The organism is Pseudomonas sp. 50_B (assembly GCF_017491625.1).
GTDB lineage: Bacteria > Pseudomonadota > Gammaproteobacteria > Pseudomonadales > Pseudomonadaceae > Aquipseudomonas > Aquipseudomonas danubii.
Map to the genome: position 1 here is coordinate 117,440 of NZ_JAFGYX010000016.1, position 19,207 is coordinate 136,646.

Consider the following 19,207-nt stretch of genomic DNA (forward strand, 5'->3'; position numbering starts at 1 on the left):
GGGCCGCGCATGGCGGTTGGTGATCCAGGGCCTGGCACGTATTATGCGTCATACTTTTCCGCAGATTAGAAGCCTATGTCCCTGATAGTTCTACTGCTTCTGCCATTCATAGGCAGCTGTCTGGCGGCCGTGCTGCCGCACAACGCACGTAACACCGAATCCCTGCTGGCCGGCCTGGTGGCACTCATTGGCACCGTCCAGGTGGCTTTGCTGTACCCGCAGATCGCCGATGGCGGGATTATCCGCGAGGAATATACCTGGCTGCCGAGCCTGGGCCTGAACTTCGTGCTGCGCCTGGACGGCTTCGCCTGGCTGTTCTCATTGCTGGTGCTGGGTATCGGCAGCCTGGTGGCGCTCTACGCGCGTTACTACATGTCGCCGCAAGACCCGGTGCCGCGCTTCTTCGCCTTCTTCCTGGCGTTCATGGGGGCCATGCTGGGCCTGGTGATTTCCGGCAACCTGATCCAGATGGTGTTCTTCTGGGAGCTCACCAGCCTCTTCTCCTTCTTGCTGATCGGCTATTGGCATCACCGCTCAGACGCCCGCCGTGGCGCCTACATGGCGCTGATGGTCACCGGCGCCGGGGGCTTGTGCCTGCTGGCGGGGGTCATGCTGCTCGGCCATGTGGTCGGCAGCTACGATCTGGATCAGGTGCTAGCTGCCGGAGACAAGATCCGCGCCCATGCGCTCTACCCGATCCTGTTGCCATTGATCCTGCTGGGCGCCCTGAGCAAGAGCGCGCAGTTCCCCTTCCACTTCTGGCTCCCCCACGCCATGGCCGCGCCGACGCCGGTCTCGGCCTACCTGCACTCGGCGACCATGGTCAAGGCCGGGGTGTTTCTCCTGGCCCGCCTGTGGCCGTCGCTGTCCGGTACGCAAGAATGGTTCTACATCGTCAGCGGCGCCGGGGCCTGCACCCTGGTGCTGGGCGCCTACTGCGCGATGTTCCAGAACGACCTCAAGGGCCTGCTGGCCTACTCCACCATCAGCCACCTGGGGCTGATCACCCTGCTGCTGGGCCTCAACAGCCCGCTGGCGGCGGTGGCGGCGGTGTTCCACATTCTCAACCACGCCACCTTCAAGGCGTCGCTGTTCATGGCCGCCGGGATCATCGACCACGAGAGCGGCAGCCGCGATATCCGCAAGCTCAACGGCCTGATCAAGCTGATGCCCTACACCGCGACCCTGGCCATGGTCGCCAGTGCCTCGATGGCCGGGGTGCCGCTGCTCAACGGTTTCCTGTCCAAGGAGATGTTCTTCGCCGAGACGGTGTTCATCAATTCCAGCGCCTGGGTGGAAATCGCCCTGCCGGTGATCGCCACCATCGCCGGGACCTTCAGCGTCGCCTACGCCCTGCGCTTTACCGTGGATGTGTTCCTCGGCGAACCGGCCACCGACCTGCCGCACACGCCCCACGAGCCGCCACGCTGGATGCGTGCGCCGGTTGAACTGCTGGTGTTCACCTGCCTGCTGGTGGGGATCTTCCCGGCGCAGATCATTGGTCCATTGCTGGCCGCCGCCGCACGGCCGGTGGTGGGCGGCACCCTGCCCGAGTACAGCCTGGCCATCTGGCACGGCCTCAATGCGCCGATGATCATGAGCCTGATCGCCATGTCCTGCGGCATCGTGCTTTACCTGCTGCTGCACAAACCGCTGGTGGCCGGGCGTTTTGCCTACCCGCCGGGAGTGGGCCGACTCAACGGCAAGCTGCTGTTCGAGCGCAGCCTGGTGGGCATGACCCGCCTGGCCCGGCGTCTGGAGCGGCGGCTGAGCACCAAGCGCCTGCAGACCCAGCTGTTTCTGCTGATTCTGGCGGCGGTGATCACCGGCCTGATTCCCATGCTCTACAGCCAGCTGACCTGGGGCGACCGGCCGAAGATCCCCGGCTCCATCGTCTTCGTGACCTTCTGGCTGCTGGCCATTGCCTGCGCCCTGGGCGCCGCCTGGCAGGCCAAGTACCACCGGCTGGCGGCCCTGACCATGGTCAGCGTCTGCGGGCTGATGACCTGCGTGACCTTCGTCTGGTTCTCCGCGCCGGACCTGGCCCTGACCCAGCTGGTGGTGGAGGTGGTGACCACGGTGCTGATCCTTCTCGGCCTGCGCTGGCTGCCACGGCGGATCGAGGATGTCTCGCCGCTGCCCAGCAGCGTGCCCAAGGCGCGCATCCGCCGCCTGCGCGACCTGAGCCTGTCGATCGCCGTCGGCCTGGGCATGGCGGTGCTGTCCTACGCCATGCTGACCCGCCCCACACCCAACGATATTTCCTCGTTCTACCTCAGCCGCGCCCTGCCTGAAGGCGGCGGCACCAACGTGGTCAACGTGACCCTGGTAGACTTCCGCAGCTTCGACACCCTGGGCGAGATCACCGTGCTGGCAGCCGTGGCCCTGACCGTGTTCGCCCTGCTGCGGCGCTTCCGCCCGCCCAAGGAGAGCATGCAGTTGCCGGCGCAACAGCGCCTGCTGGCCCCGGACGTGGTCACCGATCTGGTCAACCCGCGCCAGGCCAGCGACACCGCCCTGGGCTTCATGATGGTGCCGGCGGTGCTGGTGCGCCTGCTGCTGCCGATCGCCCTGGTGGTGTCCTTCTACCTGTTCATGCGCGGGCACAACCTGCCGGGTGGCGGTTTCGTCGCCGGGCTGGTGATGTCGGTGGCCTTCATCCTCCAGTACATGGTGGCCGGCACCCAGTGGGTCGAGGCGCAGATGAGCCTGCGGCCGCTGCGCTGGATGGGCACCGGATTGCTGTTCGCCCTGGCCACCGGCCTCGGCGCCCTGGCCTGGGGCTACCCGTTCCTCACCACCCACACGGTGCATGTGGACCTGCCGCTGTTCGGTGATATCCATATCGCCAGCGCCTTGTTCTTCGACATCGGCGTGTACGCGGTGGTGCTGGGTGCGACCCTGCTGATCCTCACCGCCCTGGCGCACCAGTCGGTGCGGGCCCACAAGCCGGCCAGCCAGTCCAAATCCCTGATCAAGAGCGGAGCCGCCTGATGGAAGAAGTCATCGCAATCGCCATTGGAGTCCTCGCCGCTTCCGGAGTCTGGCTGGTCCTGCGCCCGCGGACCTTCCAGGTGGTGATGGGCCTGTGCCTGCTGTCCTACGCGGTCAACCTGTTCATCTTCAGCATGGGCAGCCTGTTCATCGGCAAGGAACCCATCGTCAAGGACGGCGTGCCCCAGGACCTGCTGCACTACACCGACCCGTTGCCCCAGGCGCTGGTGCTCACCGCCATCGTCATCAGCTTCGCCATGACCGCGCTGTTTCTGGTGGTGCTCCTGGCGTCCCGGGGCCTGACCGGCACTGACCACGTCGACGGCCGGGAGCCCAAGGAATGAGTTCGTTGTCCCACCTGATCGTCGCTCCTATCCTCCTGCCGCTGCTGACGGCGGCCATCATGTTGCTGCTGGGGGAGAAACACCGCCCGCTCAAGGCGCGGATCAACCTGTTCTCCAGCCTGCTGGGGCTGGCCCTGGCGGCGTACCTGCTGTACTGGACCCAGGTCCAGGGCGCCACCGGTTCCTTCGGCGTGTACCTGCCGAGCAACTGGCAGGTGCCCTTCGGCATCGTGCTGGTGGTGGATCGCCTGTCGGCACTGATGATGGTGCTCACCGGAATCATCGGGGTCAGCGCGCTGCTGTTCGCCATGGCCCGCTGGGACGGCGCCGGGGCCAGCTTCCATGCGCTGTTCCAGATCCAGCTGATGGGCCTGTACGGCGCCTTCCTCACCGCCGACCTGTTCAACCTGTTCGTGTTCTTCGAGGTGCTGCTGGCGGCCTCCTACGGCCTGATGCTGCACGGCTCGGGCCGGGCGCGGGTGTCCTCGGGGCTGCACTACATCACCATCAACCTGCTGGCCTCGTCGCTGTTCCTGATCGGCACGGCAATGATCTACGGGGTCACCGGGACCCTGAACATGGCCGACCTGGCGATGAAGATCCCCCTGGTGCCGGAAGCCGACCGCGGCCTGCTGCACGCCGGCACGGCGATCCTGGCCATCGCCTTCCTGGCCAAGGCCGGGATGTGGCCGCTGAACTTCTGGCTGGTGCCGGCCTATTCCTCGGCCAGCGCACCGGTGGCGGCGCTGTTCGCCATCATGACCAAGGTCGGGATCTACACCGTGCTGCGCCTGTGGACCCTGCTGTTCTCCGGGCAGGCCGGGGCCTCGGCCTACTTCGGCAACCAGTGGCTGATCTACGGCGGCCTGGCGACGATCTTCTGCGCGGCCCTGGCGATTCTTCCGGCCCAGCGCCTGGAGCGCATGGCCAGCCTGAGCATCCTGGTGTCGGCGGGCATCCTGATCGCGGTGATCGGCTTCGCCCAGCCGGCGCTCACCGGCGCGGCGCTGTTCTACCTGTTCAGCTCGACCCTGGCGCTGTGCGCGCTGTTCCTCCTGGCGGAGTTGATCGAGCGCTCGCGCTCGGCGGTGGAAGTGCCTCTGGAAGACGAAGGCGAAATCCTCCCGAGGCCCATGGAAACCCTTCCCCCGCCCCGGGGCAGCAACCTCGACGACGAACAGCAAGTGGTGGTCGGCCAGGTGATTCCCTGGACCATGGCCTTCCTCGGCCTGAGCTTCATTGCCTGCGCCCTGCTGATCATCGGCATGCCGCCGCTGTCGGGCTTTATCGGCAAGCTCAACCTGATCGCCGCCCTGCTCAACCCGACGGGCCTGGGAACCAGCAGCGACACGCCGATCCCGCTGGCGGGCTGGATTTTCCTGGTGCTGCTGATCCTCTCCGGCCTGGCCTCGCTGATCGCCTTTGCGCGCCTGGGCATCCAGCGTTTCTGGAGCCCGGAGGAGCGACCTTCACCGGTGTTGCGGCGTCTGGAATGCGTGCCGATCGTGGCGTTGCTGGGGCTCTGCGTGCTGCTCAGCTTCAAGGCCGAGCCGCTGCTGCGCTTCACCCAGGCCACCGCCGACAGCCTCAATCATCCGGAGCACTATGTGATGGCGGTACTGGGCACCCGCACCGTGCTCAGCCCTGAGTCCAAGGCCACCCAGGCGGCGGAGGTGCAACCATGAAGCGTCTGTTCCCTGCCCCCTTCCTGTCCCTGGCGCTGTGGCTGCTGTGGCTGGTGCTGAACCTGTCCATCAGCCCCGGCAATCTGCTGCTGGGGGCCATCCTGGGCTTTCTCGCACCGCTGCTGATGCGCCCGCTGCGGCCGTTGCCGATCCGTATCCGCCGCCCCGGCACCATCCTGCGGCTGTTGTTGCGGGTGGGCTGCGATGTGCTGGTCTCCAACCTGATCGTGGCCTGGGGCGTGCTCAACAACGGGCGCCGGCCGGTGCGCTCGGCCTTCGTCAAGATCCCCCTGGACCTGCGCGACGCCAACGGCCTGGCGGCGCTGTCCACCATCACCACGGTGGTGCCGGGCACGGTCTGGTCCGAGCTGTCCCTGGACCGCAGCATCCTCTTGCTGCACGTCTTCGATCTGCAGGACGAAGGGCAATTCATCCAGCACTTCAAGGCGACCTACGAGCGCCCGCTGATGGAGATTTTCGAATGAGCGTGCTGTTGACCAACGCGATCCTGCTGAGCCTGTTCCTGTTTTCCCTGGCCATGGTCCTGACCCTGGTGCGCCTGTTCAAGGGCCCCTCGGCCCAGGACCGGGTCCTGGCCCTGGACTACCTGTACATCCTGGCGATGCTGATGATGCTGGTGCTGGGCATCCGCTATGCCAGCGATACCTACTTCGAGGCGGCGCTGCTGATTGCCCTGTTCGGCTTTGTCGGCTCCTTCGCCCTGGCCAAATTCCTTCTGCGCGGCGAGGTGATCGAATGAACAGCCTGGAACAACTGCCCCTCTGGGTGGAGGTCCTGGTGGCCGTGCTGCTGGTGATCAGCAGCGTCTTCGCCCTGATCGGTGCCCTGGGCATCCTGCGCATGAAGAGCTACTTCCAGCGCATGCACCCGCCGGCCCTGGCCTCAACCATGGGTTCCTGGACCGTGGCCCTGGCCTCGATCCTGTATTTTTCAGCGCTCAAGTCCGGGCCGGTGCTGCATGCCTGGCTGATTCCGATCCTGCTGTCGATCACGGTGCCGGTGACCACCCTGCTGCTGGCCCGCGCGGCGTTGTTCCGCAAGCGCATGGCCGGTGACGATGTGCCGGCAGAGGTCAGCAGCAAACGCAACGAAAGCGGCAACTGAGCGCCCCCCCATGCAGGAGCCGGCTTGCCGGCGAAGAGGCCCGTGAGGCAGGTGCCAGGCGGGATCGCCTTCGCTGGCAAGCCAGTCTCTGCACACGCCAGCGCCGGCAGCGAGCGGGCTTGCCCTTCAGGCCCAGGCCAGCACCAGCAATCCGGCACCCAGTACCACGCACAGCGGGGAATAGAACAGGGTGTCGAGACGGGCGAACTTCGAGTCACGCACTTGCTTGAAGAAGCCAACCAGCTCGGAGTCGCCAATGGCCCGGGCGAACATCAGCAAGGCAATGGCGCTGATCACCCATTGCAGGGACGGATGGGTCACGGTCGGAAGGTAGAGCCCAACCCGCAGGCAGACCAGCATCGCCACCAGTAACAGCCCCACCGCCACCAGCAAGGTGGCCAGGGCCGGAGGGTGAAAGGCCGGTTGGCTCTGCCCGGGAACCGGCCCCGGCACTTGGGGGATCACCGCATCGCTTCCACGCTTGCCTCCGGCGGCCCAGTACAGATGGATCAGGCTGATAAACAGAAAAGTGCCGGACATCCCCTGAGCGAGCAGAAGATTCATGTTCAGACGTCCTTGTAAAAAAGTCGTAAAGAGAATGGACTCGATTGCCGGTTTTTGTAAGTACGTTCGTCGCCTTCGATGATAAAGTGCCGCCCCATGAAATTGACCCGTTCCGATCGCTCGCTCGTTGCCTGGATGCTTTATTGCTGCGTCCTGTTCAACGTGTTTGCCTGCAGCATCGGCCACGGGCAGATGCTCGGCATGCAGCTCAACGGCATCGGCGGGCAGTTCTGCAGCATCGATCCCAACACCCAAGCCCCCCTGCAACAGCCGACTGACCAGGACTCCCTGCCCACCCTGTCCAAGGCCTTCGGTTGCCCGTTGTGCTCCACCGGCGGCATGGGTCCGGCACTGAACTCCAGCGTCAGCCTGGCGCTGTTGCCCCAACCCCAGGCGCCGCCGCTGGCGCGTCAGCTTCAGACCCACCTCCCGGCCCGTTTCACCTGGCCCGCCGCCCATCCTCGGGCACCGCCCTACGCCTGATTCTTGCTCGTGCTCGACCCGCCCACTGCGCTGCTGCGCGGCGCGCTTTCGTGGGCCTTTTCCTAGTCAAGAATTCAGGATGCATGCATGAAACACCTTCCTTTACTGGCGAGCCTGCTGGCCTGCCTGTCCGTCAACGCCTGGGGCAAATCCGGCCTGGAGCTGGTCCCTACCACCGTTAACGCCGAAGAGACAGACGTTGAACCCGGCCTGTCCCTGGAGCAGTCCAGCGGCATGGCCTCGCGTTTGGGCCTGAGCCTGCGGGAAACCCCGGCCTCGGTGGCGATAGCCAGCCGCCAGGACATCGAGCGCCGTGGCGCCCAGACCTTCCAGGACGCCGCCAACGCCCTGCCCGGGGTCAATGCCAGTGCACCACCGGGGTTCGGCGGCTTCATCTCCTACCGCGGCTTCACCAGCAGCCAGATCACCCAGATGTTCAACGGCATCAATGTCGCCACCGGCCTGGCACGGCCGGTGGACGCCTGGATCTATGACCGGGTGGAACTGGTGGGTGGCCCCTCGTCGCTGATCAATGGCGCCGGCTCCGTGGGCGGCTCGCTGAACTACGTGACCAAGCTGGCGGACCGCCGCGAACAGGCGGCCGAGGGCCTGCTCGGCTACGGCAGCTACGACACCACGCAAACCGCTTTCGGGGTCAATCACGCCCTGAGCCCGGCGGGTGCCGAGGTGCAGCATTACGCACGCCTGGATGTCAGCCACAACACCAGCAACGGCTACATCGACCGCCAGGAGCGCGATGCCTGGAGCCTGGCCTTCTCCCTGCTCAGCGACTTGACCCCTGACCTGTCCCACACCCTGGCGGTGGAATACCAGGACGAGCACGAAGACAGCCCCTACTGGGGCACCCCGGTGCGCAACCCCAAGGCCGGCGAGCTGAAGATCGACAAGCACCAGCGCTTCAACAACTACAACGTCGCCGACGGCCTGTATGAACAGCGCACCGTGTGGCTGCGCTCGATCATCGATTACCGGATCAACCCCAGCACCAGCCTGCGCAACACCCTCTATCACCTGGACAGCCAGCGCGACTACCGCAACCTGGAGACCTACCAGTACAGCCCCGACAACAGCCGGGTGAACCGCTCCACCGCCTATCTGGTGCGGCACCAGGGCCAGCAGGACGGCAACCAGTTCGAACTGCGCCATGATGATCAACTGTTCGGCCTCGACACCACCTGGTCCGGGGGTTTTGAGTACAAGGTCAACAGCACCACCAACTCACCGTGGAACGTGCCGGCCAACAACAGCGTGGACCCCGGCAACTTCCAGCCGGGGTACTTCTACGACCTGAAGGGCACCCGCCAGGGCTGGGTCAAGGACAAGACCAACCAGGTCACCACCCGTGCCCTGTTCGTCGAGAACCGCCTGGCCCTGACCGACGAGCTGTCCCTGCTCAGCGGCCTGCGCTATGACGCCATCGACCTGGATGTGACCAACCACCGCGCGATCAGCGCCAGCAACCCGCGACATCTCAAGCGAAGCTGGGAACCGGTCACCGGACGCCTGGGGCTGACCTGGCAGTTCCTGCCCAGCGCCAACGTCTACGTGCAATACAGCACGGCCGCCGAACAGCCCAGCGGCACCCAGAACTTCGAGGTGTCCACCGGCAAGCAATGGGAAGTGGGCAGCAAGTTCGACTACCTGGACGGACGCGGCTCGGCGACCCTGGCGGCCTACCGCATCGAACGCAAGGACTTTGCCGTCACCGATCCCCTGGACCCGGCCAACAGCATTCCCGTGGGCCAGCAGACCTCCAGGGGCATCGAGCTGGCCAGTTCCCTGCGGGTCACCCCCAAGCTGCTGGCGGAAGCCAACTTCGCCTGGGTCGACGCCGAATATGACGCGTTCAACGAGAAGGTGGCCAGCGGCGCGGTGGTCTCGCGCAAGGGCAACACCCCGACCAACGTCCCCGAGCGGGTGGCCAACCTGTGGCTGACCTATGACCTGGCCCCGAGCTGGCAGACCGGCGTCGATGCGCGCTATGTGGCTTCGGTGTACGCCGACAACGCCAACACCCTGACGCTGCCGGCCTACACCCTGTACAGCAGCTTCCTGCGCTACCAGGTCGACAGCCACACCACCGTCACTGGCCGGGTACGCAACCTGACCAACGAGGTCTACGGCAAGTTCGCCCATGTCTCCCCGGCTTACTACCTGGGCACCCCGCGCACCTTCGAACTGGCGGTGCAGACCCGCTTCTGACCCGCCTTGGGGGCCTCTTCGCCGGCAAGCGGCGCCTACGGGAACATCGCGCGGTGTCAGGAGACCCTAGGAGCTGGCTTGCCAGCGAAGGCGTCGCCATGGACGGTGCAAGGCCTGCGGGCCCTTTCGCCGGCAAGGCGGCTCCTACAACAGGGCGGCGACTTTGGCGGCGACGTCCTGGGGCACCCAGTTGCGCCATAGATCAGGATGCTGCTTGAGGAAGGCCCGGGCCGCGTCACGGGGCGTGCTGTGGTTTTCGCTCATCTGCGCCAGGGCCTGGTTGAGGGGCTCGATGGGCAGCTCGACCTGGCTGAAGAAGCTCACCAACTGCGGGTACTGCTTGTGGAATGGCGCAGACACGCCGATGGACAGTTTCGAGGCCAGGGAACGACTCGGACGCGGGTTGGGGTTGCTAGCGTCGGTCAGGGTCTTCCAGGCCTCGGCATCAAAGGGCGGCTCTTGCAACTGGACCAGTTTGAAGCGCCCCAGCAGCGGCGTCGGTGACCAGTAGTAGAACAGGATCGGTTTGCCCCGACGGATCGACGAGCTGATCTCCGCATCCAGGGCTGCGCCGGAGCCACTGCGGAAGTTCACGTAGCTGTCCTCCAGGCCATAGGCTTTGAGCTTCTGCTGGTTGACGATCTCCGAGGTCCAACCAATCGGGCTGTTGAGGAAACGCCCCTTGGTCGGACTCTCCGGGTCCTTGAACACATCCTTGTAGCGCGCCAGGTCGGTGACGCTACGCAACTCTGGCGCCAGGGCCGCGATGCCCTTGGCGGGATCACCCTTGATCACGTACTCCGGCACCCACCAGCCTTCGGTAGCGCCCTTGACCGTGTCCCCCAGGGCCAGCACCTTGCCTTCGGCCTCGGCCTTGACCCACACCGGGCTGCGCCCCGCCCACTCTTCGCCAATCACCTGGATATCGTTGTTGGCCAGGGCGGTTTCCAGGGTGATGGTGGTGCCAGGCAGTGTATCGGTGGGCAGGCCATAACCCTTCTCGACCACGATCCGCAGGATCTCGGTGATCAGGCTGCCGCTCTCCCAGTTCAGGTCGGCGAAGTGAATCGGCGCGGAAGCCGCCGCCACCGGGGGCGCGTTCAAGGCGGCAAGGGCCAACAGGCTGCTGGCCAGCAGCGCTCGAATTCCTTTCATGGGTGCACCTCTCGGATCAGGACCAGGACCAAAGGGACACGCCACGCAAAGCTGCCAGGCCCCTGAAGCATTCAGTCAACTGACTGTAGTAGAGGTTCCATATTTTCAACCAGGGCGCGGCCCGGATCGACCATCAAGGGTCCGCCGGCTCCTGCAGCCGCTGCAACTCGCGGCGCACCATGCTGGCGTATGCCGCCGGGCGCAGGTGGTACAGCTGGCCGGCCACCCAGTTCAGCCAGGCGCCCTGCAAGCGCGCCTTCTCGGCGAACAGGCGTTGAGCTTCGTCACACGCGGCCTGCTGGTGTTGCTGGTGAAACTCGGCGCGGCTCTGGCTCATCACTCGCTGGCCTTGAAACTCACCAGTTCGCCCTTGCGGAATTTGGCCGCCTTGGCGCTGACCGCCTTGAGGGTCTTGCTCAAGCCTTCCTGCAATTGCTCGTTGGCGGCGAAGACCATCACCACCGAGTGACCTTCCTTGAACACAATCCCCTGCCCCAGGGGACTGCTGACAAAGGCATAGTCGCCCAGGCCGTATACCGTCAGCTTGATCTCGCGAAAGCGGATCTCCAGCTTGCCGCCTTCCCGGCTGGGCAGTACAGCAGCGCGAAAATGATCGCCCACCTTGAGCTCCAGCCGAGGCTTGTCGTCCACCACCAACGCGCTCTCGGTATCGATCTCGGCGATGTAGATGCCTTCGGCGGACTGTTCGGTGATGTAGACAAAACGAGATTGGAACTGCTTGACCAGCTTTGCGCGCAAATCACCCAAAACGAACAGCGCATGCATTTCAAGATTACTTACTGCCAAGGAACACTCCCCGATACTCAAAAGGGTGCCGTCCGAGGAAAAACGGACAGCACAAAAAACCGCCATGACGGCGTGATCACCCCAATCAGTTACCCCAAAAAAACACTCAAATGCAGCGGGTACTCCAGGCCACGGCGTTAACGCCGGCGCTGAGCTGCGGGCATTTCGCCGAAGCATCAGGCACAGGTCAAAGGCTGTAGGAGTAGGCTCTGACACCCCGAAAAGTGTGGCGGCGAGCTATCTGGGGCGGGTACTGAAACAGGCCGGAAAGCCGGATATACCCTGAGATTGAATCCCCGGATCGGCAGCCACTTCGGGTTGCAGAAGCAATTCTAGAGCAACTTTGTGCATTTCGACCATTTAAAGCGAGCGATTCATGACTGCACGGCCATTGATTAGTACAAAGACTAATGTTGCTCATCAGCGGGTAATCTTGCCCGCAGTCGTCACACAAGGCCCGGCATTCTAACCAGTAATACTCTGGTGCAGTGATCTGGATGGGCGGATTAAAGCGTAAGAAAGTTCACTTTAGTACCTCAGAACAATCTCTACCTAAAACCGCAATGACATAACTCAGCCCGTCGCAACGCAACAACTGCCATACTCCCTCGCTGGTTGAGCGCTCGCGGTACGGGCGCTCAAGCACTCACTCATCTCCAAGGGAAGGCTAGAAGTGACCGAACTAGATATTGGCGAGTTTTTCATTCGTGGCGAGTGCAGAGAAGTCGAAGGCGAATTCCAGGCCGTGATTGCCATGCGCGCCAAACCTCCACTGACCCAGATCACCTTCCACCAGGTGGAACGCGACCGCTGGTTCAAGACCTCCGAAGAAGCTGCAGCGGCGGCCAGGGAATCCGCCAAGGCCCTCAAGCTGGCCATTGACCAGGGCGCCCTGAACGCCTGATACCTGCCATAGCGCGCCGCCCGGGAACCCAGCGGCGCCCCCGTGACCCAGGCGAGATCCGTTTAAGAGCATCATGATGATTAACTTAAAACTAGCGACTCGCCTTCGGGCCCTGCCTGCAACAGCCTGAATCCAGACATCCGCCCCAACCGATCAAGCCTCTATCTACCGCCCGAGCATCAAGCCGAATGCTGGAATGCATGGCGCCCAGGCCGGCACTGCGCCAGTTTCGCCTGCCAGGCCTGCCGGCACTCCTCGGCCTCGACGCGGCTGGCAAAGGCAGTGCCACGTTGTTCGCCATTGACCAGCACCACCCAGCATGCCTTGCGTCCCAGGTCCCGCAGCATGGGGGGAACACCACTGCCGATCATCACGGCTACATCAACTTTGCTGTGCATGGAGAACCTCGAGGAATTAGTTAGCTCCCTAACGATGTGAGCATACTAGTCAGTTCCCGGCGTCTGAAACAGTCACATCCTGCACAGCAGTCTTACGCCCCTGGTAACAATGTTCTCAGCCCTTGCGCTGGGACGGCGCCTGCTCGGGCTTGTAGCCCAGGCGCAACCCTCCCCAATGCCGCCCCTGGACCCAGATCGGCACCGACAAGTCGTGCATCAGTTCGCCGGTATCGCGGGTATAGGTTTGCAGCAACAGCGGTTGCTGGTGACTGCCACAACGAATGCCGGTGCGATCGGCGAACTTGCGCTTGCTGCGGTTATGCAGGTTGTCCGCCACGGGATCGCCGGTCAACGGCTGGGAGAAGGCCAGGTTGTGGGTCGGTACATAACCCTCTTGGGTACAGGTGATGGCGAACACCAGGCCGTCGTGGCGCGGCAGCAGGGATTCCTGGATCGGCGGCAGTACCTGATCGGTGTAGCGGTCGAAACGGGTCTGGTACCTGGCCGGATCGGTGTTGGCGATCAACTGGTAATGGCGGTCGAACAGGTCGTCGAGGCTGATGCGGTTCTGCGCCAGGTCGGTCTCGAACTGCTCGGCAATACGCCGGGCGCCTTCACGGGCCAGGTCATAAATGCGCTGGTGGTAGTCATCCAGCCCCACAGCCGCCAGACGCTCACTGATGGTTTCGGCCTGCCCTTCCATCTGCACCGCCGCCTGAGCCAGGCTGCGGGTCTGCTGATCGCTGACCGCCAGGTCGCTGCGCATCTGTTCCACGGCATGGAACAGGCTGTCCAACTGTTCGCGGTTGGTCTCGGCGCCCCGGGCGATCTCGCTGACCTGGCCTTCCACCCCTGCTGCCAGACGGGCGATGTTGTCCAGATGCCGACCGGTGTGTTCCACCTGCTCCACCCCCAGGTTCAGGTCGTCGGACAGTTGACGGATCTGCTCCACCACATCGCTGGTGCGTTGCTGGATATCGGCCACCATCACCCCGACCTCATCGGTGGCCGTGGCGGTGCGCCCGGCCAGCCCGCGCACCTCGTCGGCGACCACGGCAAAACCCCGTCCGTGCTCCCCGGCCCGGGCGGCCTCGATAGCGGCATTCAGGGCCAGCAGGTTGGTCTGGCTGGCGATGGACTGGATCACCAGGGTCACCCGCTGGATCTCTTCGCTGCGCTGGCTCAAGGCCTCGATCAGCTCGCGGCTGCCACTGGCCCGCTCGCTCAGGGAGTGCATGCGACTGATGGACTCTCCCAGCACCGTGCGCCCTTCGGCGCTGCTGGCGTGGGCTTCACTGGCCGCCTCCAGGGCTTGCCGGCTGAGTTGCGAGGTGGCCTGTTCGGTCTTGATCATCACTTCGGCGTTGCCGACGATGCGCGCCGCGGCATCCAGCTGGGATTGCAGCTTGCCCGCCAGTTGCGTCACCGAATAGGCCACGCCAGCGGCAGACAGGGCGTTATGGGTGGTGCTGTAGGACAGGTCGCGGGTCAGCGAGGACAGCTCGCTGTCGGCCGTTGCCGTCGGCGCCTCGGGCACCTTGCGGCTTCTCAGCCGAGGCAGCCAGACCACCAGCACCGCCAGGGGCAGGCACAGGTACAGCGGCCAGTCACCCAGTGCCTGGCCGCCCAGCAAGCCCATCAAGGCCGCGCTCTGCAAGGTCGGCGCCCACCAACGGACGGCGGGTGTTGCTGCCAGCGGTTGCGCGATCGGCACCGCTAGAGATCCTTCTCTTGACATGTTTAGCACCCCACATCGTTCTAATTATTTTCGGCATTAGACGCCACTAGAAGGCCATTATCCATGGTCCCTTAGTCGGGGGTTTGCAGTAGATCAAGGGAATGAACGGGTATGGAGTCGTACCCGAAAAAACAAAGCCCCCGCTGTGGCGGGGGCTGGCGATCAGGCTTGACGCTGATGCTTGTCGATCTGCTCGTGGCGCTCTTGGGCTTCGATGCAGTACTTGGTGGTTGGGCTGATCAGCAGGCGCTTGAGGCCGATCGGCTCGCCGCTGTCATCGCACCAGCCGAAGCTGTCGTCACTGATCCGGCCCAGGGCCTGCTCCAATTGCGGCAGCATGCGCTGGTCACGATCAATGGCGTTGACCAACCAGGTGCGCTCTTCTTCGACGGAAGCGGCGTCGGCCGGGTCAGCCGGGGTGTCCAGGCTTTCAATGGCGATCCGGTTCTGTTCGATGCGCTCGTGGGTTTCCACCTTCATGGCTTGCAACAGGTCGCTGAAAAAAGCGTGCTGCTCGGCATTCATGTAGTCATCCGCCGGCATGGCCAGCAACTTTTCCTTGGTCATTGATTTCTCTATAAAAAATACGTGCATTAAGGCGAATTCAAACTGTTTCCGGTTGACCCGTCAGGTCATCAGAAAGGCGCCATACCTTCCAAGCGCCACCCGGCACTCAATTTACGAGGGGCGGCAGTCTAAGGCCGGTTTGAGGGCGCAGCAACTGAAATGACAGCGAATCTGTCTGACAAACCGCACAAAGCCCGCAATTGCGGGCTTTGGTGGCATTTGTCAGAGTGCTTTTATAACAAAAAATTCCATACAAGCAGGTCTTTTAGAAGACAAACGGCAGTACCGGGCGGCGGATTCGGAGCCTTTTCCCCCGTTTCTCCACCGCAGAAGCCAACTTGCCGGCGAACAGCCCCGTCCGTTGCACCTCATCTTGTGGGCGCCTTCGCTGGCCAGCCGGCGCCGACAACAGGCTGGTGGATCAGCGCTTGAGCTTGCGCTTGTTGCGGTACTGGTCAATGACCACCGCCACCACGATGATCAGGCCCTTGATGATGTCCTGGATGTAGGCATCCACGCCGACAAAGGTGAAGCCGCTGGCCATGACGCCAAGAATCAGCGCGCCGATCACCGTGCCGGTGATGCGCCCCACGCCACCGGCCAGGCTGGTGCCGCCGATCACGGCCGCGGCAATCGCATCCAGTTCATAGGACATGCCCATCCCCGCCTGCCCGGTGGCGGCCCGCGCCGAGGCCACCACCCCGGCCAGCCCCGCCAGCAACCCGGCGATGCTGTAGACGATCACCAGATGGCGCTTGACGTTGATCCCCGAGGTGCGCGCCGCCTGCATGTTGCCGCCGATGGCGTAGGTGTATTTGCCGTACTTGGTGTAGCGCAAGGCGATGTGGAAGATCACCGCCACCACCAGGAAGATGATCACCGGCATCGCCCCGTGACCGATGGCGGTGTAGGAATCGGACAGCATGCTCACCGGCTGGCCTTCGGTGTAATAGCGGGCCAGGCCGCGGGCCGAGACCATCATGCCCAGGGTGGCGATAAAGGGCGGAATGCCAGTGATGGCGATGATGCTGCCGTTGATCGCCCCCGCCAGCAGGCCCACCCCCAGCCCGGCTACCACCGGTATCCACACCGGCAAGTCGGTCAGGGACGGAAACACTGCCCGGGCAAAGTCCGAAGTCTGCGCCAGGCTGGCGGCGATCATCGCCGACAGCGCCAGCACCGAGCCCGAGGACAGGTCGATGCCCGTGGTGATGATCACCTGGGTCACGCCGATGGCCAGCAGGCCGATGATCGACACCTGGAGGATCATCAGCACCAGGCGCTGAGAGTTCATCAGGAAGCTCTGGTCACGCACGATCCAGCCGAACAGCTCGAAGACCAGGCCGATGCCGATCAGGACCAGAAAAATACTCAGTTCGGTGGGAAGGCGTCGGCGCGTTCTAGCGGGCGCCGCGGCCGGTTTGTTTTCAGACATCACGTTCATAACCACTCACCTTTGTTAGTGCCTGGCCGCGGCGAATCACAGCGCCGCCGGCCGCCATCGATTGAAGAATCAGTGCACCACCGACATTCCCGACGCCAATTGCATCACCCGTTCCTGGGTTGCCTCGCTGCGGTCGAGGGTGCCCATGAGTTCACCTTCGTGCATGACCATGACCCGGTCGCTCATGCCCAGCACTTCGGGCAGCTCCGAGGAAATCATGATCACCGCCATGCCTTCGCTGGCGAGGAAGGAGATCAAGCGGTAGATCTCGGCCTTGGCCCCGACGTCGATACCCCGGGTCGGCTCATCAAGGATCAGGATGCGCGGATTGGTCATCAGCCAGCGCGCCAACAGGGCCTTCTGCTGATTGCCCCCGGACAAGGTATCGATGCATTGCTCCAGGGACGGGGTCTTGACCCGCAGCTTCTTGCACATGTCCTCGCACAGGGCACGCAAGGCCTTCTGCTGGACAAAGCCGCCGCCGGCGTAATGCGGCAGCACCGCCACTTCCATGTTTTCCAGGACCGACAGGCACGGGAACAGCCCGCTGAGCTTGCGATCCTCGGTCAGCAGGGCAAAGCCCTTCTCGATCGCCTGGTGCGGGTCGCTGATGCGCAGGGCCTGGCCGTCGAGAACCATCTCGCCGCCGTCGCAGGGGGTGATGCCGAACAGGGTCTCGGCAACATTGGTCCGGCCCGAGCCCATCAGCCCGGCGATGCCGAGGATCTCCCCGGCGTGCAGGTCGAAGGACACCCTGTCGAACACCCCGTCCAGGCGCAGGTCGCGGACCTGGAGCAGCAGGTCGCCGACGGGGTTCTCGCGCTGGGGAAACAGCTGGCTCAGCTCGCGCCCCACCATCATCGAGATCAGGCTGTCGCCGTCCAGGCTGTCGGCCCGTTGCAGGCCGATATAGGCACCGTCACGGAACACCGCCACTTCATCGGCGATGGCGAACACTTCGTTCATTTTGTGGGTGATATAGATGATGCCTTTACCCTGGGCCTTGAGGTCGGCAATGATCGAGAACAGGTGCGCCACTTCCTTGTCGGTAATGGCCGAGGTCGGTTCGTCCATGATCAGCACGTCGGAGTCGTAGGACACCGCCTTGGCGATCTCCACCATCTGCCGCTCGGCAATGCTCAGGTTGCCCACCTGCTCCTCGGGGTCGAGGTTGATGCGCAGGCGTTCCAGCAACTGCGCGGTGCAGCGGTGCATGGCGCGGTGATCGATCATGCGCAGGCCGTTGAGCTGCTCACGGCCGATCCAGATGTTCTCGGCAATGCTCATGTGCGGCATCAGGTTGAGCTCCTGATGGATCATGGCGATGCCCGATTGCAAGGCCTGCAGGGGCGTTTCGAAGACCACCGGCCGGCCCTTGAGGCGCAGCTCGCCGGCGTCCGGCTGATAGATGCCGGCGATGATTTTCATCAGGGTCGACTTGCCGGCGCCGTTCTCGCCCATCAGCGCCAGCACCGTTCCCGGGCGTACCCGCAGTTGCACATCGGACAGGGCCACCACACCGGGAAAGCCCTTGCTGACGTTGATGACCTCCAGCAGAAAGGGTTCTTCAATCGATGTGGCGGCAGGCGAGATTCCCGCCTGCGGGGTGCTCGAGGCAGTCGCGCTAGAGAACATGATCAGGTACTCCATCGGCAAGGCCACCCAAGGCCGCCTTGCCACTTATTACTTATTGTTGTTAGAGCCTGTTCTTCTGGAACAGCTCTGGAAGGTGAGCGGCGTTACTTGAACTGGTCGACGTTGTCCGGGGTGATCAGCCGATACGGAACCCACACCGCCGGCTCTACCGGCTCATGCTTGATCATCTTCACCGCGGTATCGATGGAACCGTCCGCCTGGCCCTTGGCGTCCTGGAACACCGAGAGCGCCAATTCGCCCTTTTTCACCGCGCGCAGACCATCCGGGGTGCCATCGACACCCGCGATCAGCACACTGCCCTTCTCGACCCCGGCCTGCTTCAGCGCCATGGCGGCACCAATGGCCATTTCATCGTTGTTGGACACCACCGCGTCGAACTTGCGGCCCTGGGTCAGCCAGTCGTTGACCAGGGTCATGCCCTTGTCCCGCAGCCAGACCCCGGTCTGTTCCTGGTCGACCTTGATCCCCGGGTACTGGGCCAAAACCTCCTTGACCCCCTTGGTGCGGTTGGTGGTGGAGTTGTTCGCCAGGTCGCCCAGCAGAATCACGATGTCGCCCTTGCCGCCCATCTTGTCGGCCAGGTACTGCATCTGCATTTTCCCGGCTTCCAGGTCATTGGAAGCCACGGTCACCACGCCTTTGGGCAGGTTCAGGTCATCCGGGCGGCGGTTGACGTACACCAGGGGGATGCCGGCCTTCACCGCGGCCTCGGTGATTTTCTTAGTGGCGGCGGTATCCACCGGGTTGACCACGATCGCGTCGACTTTCTGGCTGATGAAGTTCTCGACCTGGCTCAATTGCTTGACCACATCGCTGCGGGCGTCTTCGAACTGCAGCTTGACGCCATCGGGCAGGGACTTGGCTTTCTGATCCATCGACTCGCGCAGATAGGTCAGCCAGGTGTCATCGAACTGCGACATGCTCACGCCGATCTTGATGTCGGCGAAGGCGGCCCCACTGGCCAGCAGCATCGACAGTGCAAGCGAGGCAAAACGGATCTTGGTGTTCATCACAGGTCTTTCTCCACATTCTTGTAGGTTTTATGGATAAAGCGCAGAAACCACTCAGAGCGACAGATGCACGATGGGGGCACCGGGTACGCAGCACAGCAGTGAACCGT

19 protein-coding genes are annotated in these 19,207 nt (G+C 63.7%); 9 read left to right on the forward strand and 10 right to left on the reverse strand.

All coding sequences use genetic code 11. The annotated features are described in order from the left end of the window. Positions 1-75: 75 nt before the first annotated feature. From J5M73_RS21825 to J5M73_RS21850, 6 genes are read left to right on the forward strand one after another with little or no spacing between them, the layout of a single operon-like run. Positions 76-2,994 (forward strand): monovalent cation/H+ antiporter subunit A, encoded by a 2,919-nt coding sequence (locus J5M73_RS21825; protein WP_102864466.1) that lies wholly within the window; start codon positions 76-78, stop codon positions 2,992-2,994. After that, entirely contained in the window at positions 2,994-3,338 is a 345-nt protein-coding gene (locus tag J5M73_RS21830; protein ID WP_011060906.1) for a Na+/H+ antiporter subunit C, read from the forward strand. Before J5M73_RS21825 ends, J5M73_RS21830 begins: the two co-directional genes overlap by 1 nt. Further along, positions 3,335-5,023 (forward strand): monovalent cation/H+ antiporter subunit D, encoded by a 1,689-nt coding sequence (locus J5M73_RS21835; protein ID WP_102864465.1) that lies wholly within the window; start codon positions 3,335-3,337, stop codon positions 5,021-5,023. The genes J5M73_RS21830 and J5M73_RS21835 overlap by 4 nt, the downstream gene beginning before the upstream one ends. Beyond that, positions 5,020-5,508, forward strand: a complete 489-nt coding sequence (locus tag J5M73_RS21840) for a Na+/H+ antiporter subunit E (RefSeq protein ID WP_102864464.1) — start codon at positions 5,020-5,022, stop codon at positions 5,506-5,508. Before J5M73_RS21835 ends, J5M73_RS21840 begins: the two co-directional genes overlap by 4 nt. Then, entirely contained in the window at positions 5,505-5,783 is a 279-nt protein-coding gene (locus tag J5M73_RS21845; RefSeq protein WP_016962858.1) for a K+/H+ antiporter subunit F, read from the forward strand. Before J5M73_RS21840 ends, J5M73_RS21845 begins: the two co-directional genes overlap by 4 nt. After that, positions 5,780-6,148, forward strand: coding sequence for a Na+/H+ antiporter subunit G (locus tag J5M73_RS21850; protein ID WP_102864463.1), 369 nt, complete (start codon positions 5,780-5,782; stop codon positions 6,146-6,148). Before J5M73_RS21845 ends, J5M73_RS21850 begins: the two co-directional genes overlap by 4 nt. A 126-nt stretch (positions 6,149-6,274) precedes the next feature. Here J5M73_RS21850 and J5M73_RS21855 read toward each other — a convergent pair whose 3' ends face one another. Beyond that, the gene (locus tag J5M73_RS21855) at positions 6,275-6,712 is read right to left on the reverse strand and encodes a DUF3995 domain-containing protein (RefSeq protein WP_102864462.1); all 438 of its coding nucleotides are present in this window, start codon (positions 6,710-6,712) and stop codon (positions 6,275-6,277) included. Positions 6,713-6,808: 96 nt separating this feature from the next. Between J5M73_RS21855 and J5M73_RS21860 the strand changes: the two genes are divergently transcribed. Further along, positions 6,809-7,195, forward strand: a complete 387-nt coding sequence (locus J5M73_RS21860; RefSeq protein ID WP_180988600.1) for a DUF2946 domain-containing protein — start codon at positions 6,809-6,811, stop codon at positions 7,193-7,195. Between the two features lie 87 nt (positions 7,196-7,282). Further along, positions 7,283-9,418, forward strand: a complete 2,136-nt coding sequence (locus J5M73_RS21865) for a TonB-dependent receptor (RefSeq protein ID WP_102864460.1) — start codon at positions 7,283-7,285, stop codon at positions 9,416-9,418. A 144-nt stretch (positions 9,419-9,562) separates the two neighbouring features. On the opposite strand, the gene J5M73_RS21870 is transcribed toward J5M73_RS21865, so the two are convergent. The 3 genes from J5M73_RS21870 to J5M73_RS21880 all read right to left on the reverse strand — a co-directional run bounded on the left by J5M73_RS21870 (position 9,563) and on the right by J5M73_RS21880 (position 11,380). After that, complete coding sequence (locus tag J5M73_RS21870) at positions 9,563-10,573, reverse strand: ABC transporter substrate-binding protein (protein ID WP_102864459.1); 1,011 nt, start codon at positions 10,571-10,573, stop codon at positions 9,563-9,565. A gap of 133 nt (positions 10,574-10,706) precedes the next feature. Continuing rightward, the gene (locus J5M73_RS21875) at positions 10,707-10,910 is read right to left on the reverse strand and encodes a hypothetical protein (RefSeq protein WP_102864458.1); all 204 of its coding nucleotides are present in this window, start codon (positions 10,908-10,910) and stop codon (positions 10,707-10,709) included. Beyond that, positions 10,910-11,380, reverse strand: a complete 471-nt coding sequence (locus J5M73_RS21880) for a hypothetical protein (RefSeq protein ID WP_102864457.1) — start codon at positions 11,378-11,380, stop codon at positions 10,910-10,912. The genes J5M73_RS21875 and J5M73_RS21880 overlap by 1 nt, the downstream gene beginning before the upstream one ends. Positions 11,381-12,053: 673 nt before the next feature. Here J5M73_RS21880 and J5M73_RS21885 point away from each other — a divergent pair. Continuing rightward, the gene (locus J5M73_RS21885; RefSeq protein WP_102864456.1) at positions 12,054-12,284 is read left to right on the forward strand and encodes a hypothetical protein; all 231 of its coding nucleotides are present in this window, start codon (positions 12,054-12,056) and stop codon (positions 12,282-12,284) included. A gap of 179 nt (positions 12,285-12,463) precedes the next feature. On the opposite strand, the gene J5M73_RS21890 is transcribed toward J5M73_RS21885, so the two are convergent. The 6 genes from J5M73_RS21890 to J5M73_RS21915 all read right to left on the reverse strand — a co-directional run bounded on the left by J5M73_RS21890 (position 12,464) and on the right by J5M73_RS21915 (position 19,097). After that, positions 12,464-12,682, reverse strand: a complete 219-nt coding sequence (locus J5M73_RS21890; protein WP_102864455.1) for a hypothetical protein — start codon at positions 12,680-12,682, stop codon at positions 12,464-12,466. 115 nt (positions 12,683-12,797) lie between these two features. After that, positions 12,798-14,420 (reverse strand): methyl-accepting chemotaxis protein, encoded by a 1,623-nt coding sequence (locus tag J5M73_RS21895; RefSeq protein WP_207816104.1) that lies wholly within the window; start codon positions 14,418-14,420, stop codon positions 12,798-12,800. A 162-nt stretch (positions 14,421-14,582) separates the two neighbouring features. After that, positions 14,583-14,987 (reverse strand): TraR/DksA family transcriptional regulator, encoded by a 405-nt coding sequence (locus J5M73_RS21900; RefSeq protein WP_011060892.1) that lies wholly within the window; start codon positions 14,985-14,987, stop codon positions 14,583-14,585. A 421-nt stretch (positions 14,988-15,408) separates the two neighbouring features. Then, positions 15,409-16,431, reverse strand: a complete 1,023-nt coding sequence (locus J5M73_RS21905; protein WP_102864453.1) for an ABC transporter permease — start codon at positions 16,429-16,431, stop codon at positions 15,409-15,411. Between the two features lie 69 nt (positions 16,432-16,500). Next, positions 16,501-18,066: a sugar ABC transporter ATP-binding protein gene (locus tag J5M73_RS21910; protein ID WP_102864594.1), complete on the reverse strand. Its 1,566-nt coding sequence runs from the start codon at positions 18,064-18,066 to the stop codon at positions 16,501-16,503. Positions 18,067-18,170: 104 nt separating this feature from the next. Continuing rightward, positions 18,171-19,097, reverse strand: a complete 927-nt coding sequence (locus J5M73_RS21915; protein WP_102864452.1) for a sugar ABC transporter substrate-binding protein — start codon at positions 19,095-19,097, stop codon at positions 18,171-18,173. Positions 19,098-19,207: the final 110 nt, after the last annotated feature.

Bases quoted from the DNA above. Each gene is read 5' to 3' on its own strand.
- J5M73_RS21915 (WP_102864452.1), bottom strand. From the start codon at position 19,097: ATGAACACCAAGATCCGTTTTGCCTCGCTTGCACTGTCGATGCTGCTG.
- J5M73_RS21895 (WP_207816104.1), bottom strand. From the start codon at position 14,420: ATGTCAAGAGAAGGATCTCTAGCGGTGCCGATCGCGCAACCGCTGGCA.
- J5M73_RS21855 (WP_102864462.1), bottom strand. From the start codon at position 6,712: ATGAATCTTCTGCTCGCTCAGGGGATGTCCGGCACTTTTCTGTTTATC.
- J5M73_RS21890 (WP_102864455.1), bottom strand. From the start codon at position 12,682: ATGCACAGCAAAGTTGATGTAGCCGTGATGATCGGCAGTGGTGTTCCC.
- J5M73_RS21870 (WP_102864459.1), bottom strand. From the start codon at position 10,573: ATGAAAGGAATTCGAGCGCTGCTGGCCAGCAGCCTGTTGGCCCTTGCC.
- J5M73_RS21910 (WP_102864594.1), bottom strand. From the start codon at position 18,066: ATGTTCTCTAGCGCGACTGCCTCGAGCACCCCGCAGGCGGGAATCTCG.
- J5M73_RS21830 (WP_011060906.1), top strand. From the start codon at position 2,994: ATGGAAGAAGTCATCGCAATCGCCATTGGAGTCCTCGCCGCTTCCGGA.
- J5M73_RS21875 (WP_102864458.1), bottom strand. From the start codon at position 10,910: ATGAGCCAGAGCCGCGCCGAGTTTCACCAGCAACACCAGCAGGCCGCG.
- J5M73_RS21900 (WP_011060892.1), bottom strand. From the start codon at position 14,987: ATGACCAAGGAAAAGTTGCTGGCCATGCCGGCGGATGACTACATGAAT.
- J5M73_RS21845 (WP_016962858.1), top strand. From the start codon at position 5,505: ATGAGCGTGCTGTTGACCAACGCGATCCTGCTGAGCCTGTTCCTGTTT.
- J5M73_RS21905 (WP_102864453.1), bottom strand. From the start codon at position 16,431: ATGAACGTGATGTCTGAAAACAAACCGGCCGCGGCGCCCGCTAGAACG.
- J5M73_RS21840 (WP_102864464.1), top strand. From the start codon at position 5,020: ATGAAGCGTCTGTTCCCTGCCCCCTTCCTGTCCCTGGCGCTGTGGCTG.
- J5M73_RS21835 (WP_102864465.1), top strand. From the start codon at position 3,335: ATGAGTTCGTTGTCCCACCTGATCGTCGCTCCTATCCTCCTGCCGCTG.
- J5M73_RS21825 (WP_102864466.1), top strand. From the start codon at position 76: ATGTCCCTGATAGTTCTACTGCTTCTGCCATTCATAGGCAGCTGTCTG.
- J5M73_RS21850 (WP_102864463.1), top strand. From the start codon at position 5,780: ATGAACAGCCTGGAACAACTGCCCCTCTGGGTGGAGGTCCTGGTGGCC.
- J5M73_RS21860 (WP_180988600.1), top strand. From the start codon at position 6,809: ATGAAATTGACCCGTTCCGATCGCTCGCTCGTTGCCTGGATGCTTTAT.
- J5M73_RS21865 (WP_102864460.1), top strand. From the start codon at position 7,283: ATGAAACACCTTCCTTTACTGGCGAGCCTGCTGGCCTGCCTGTCCGTC.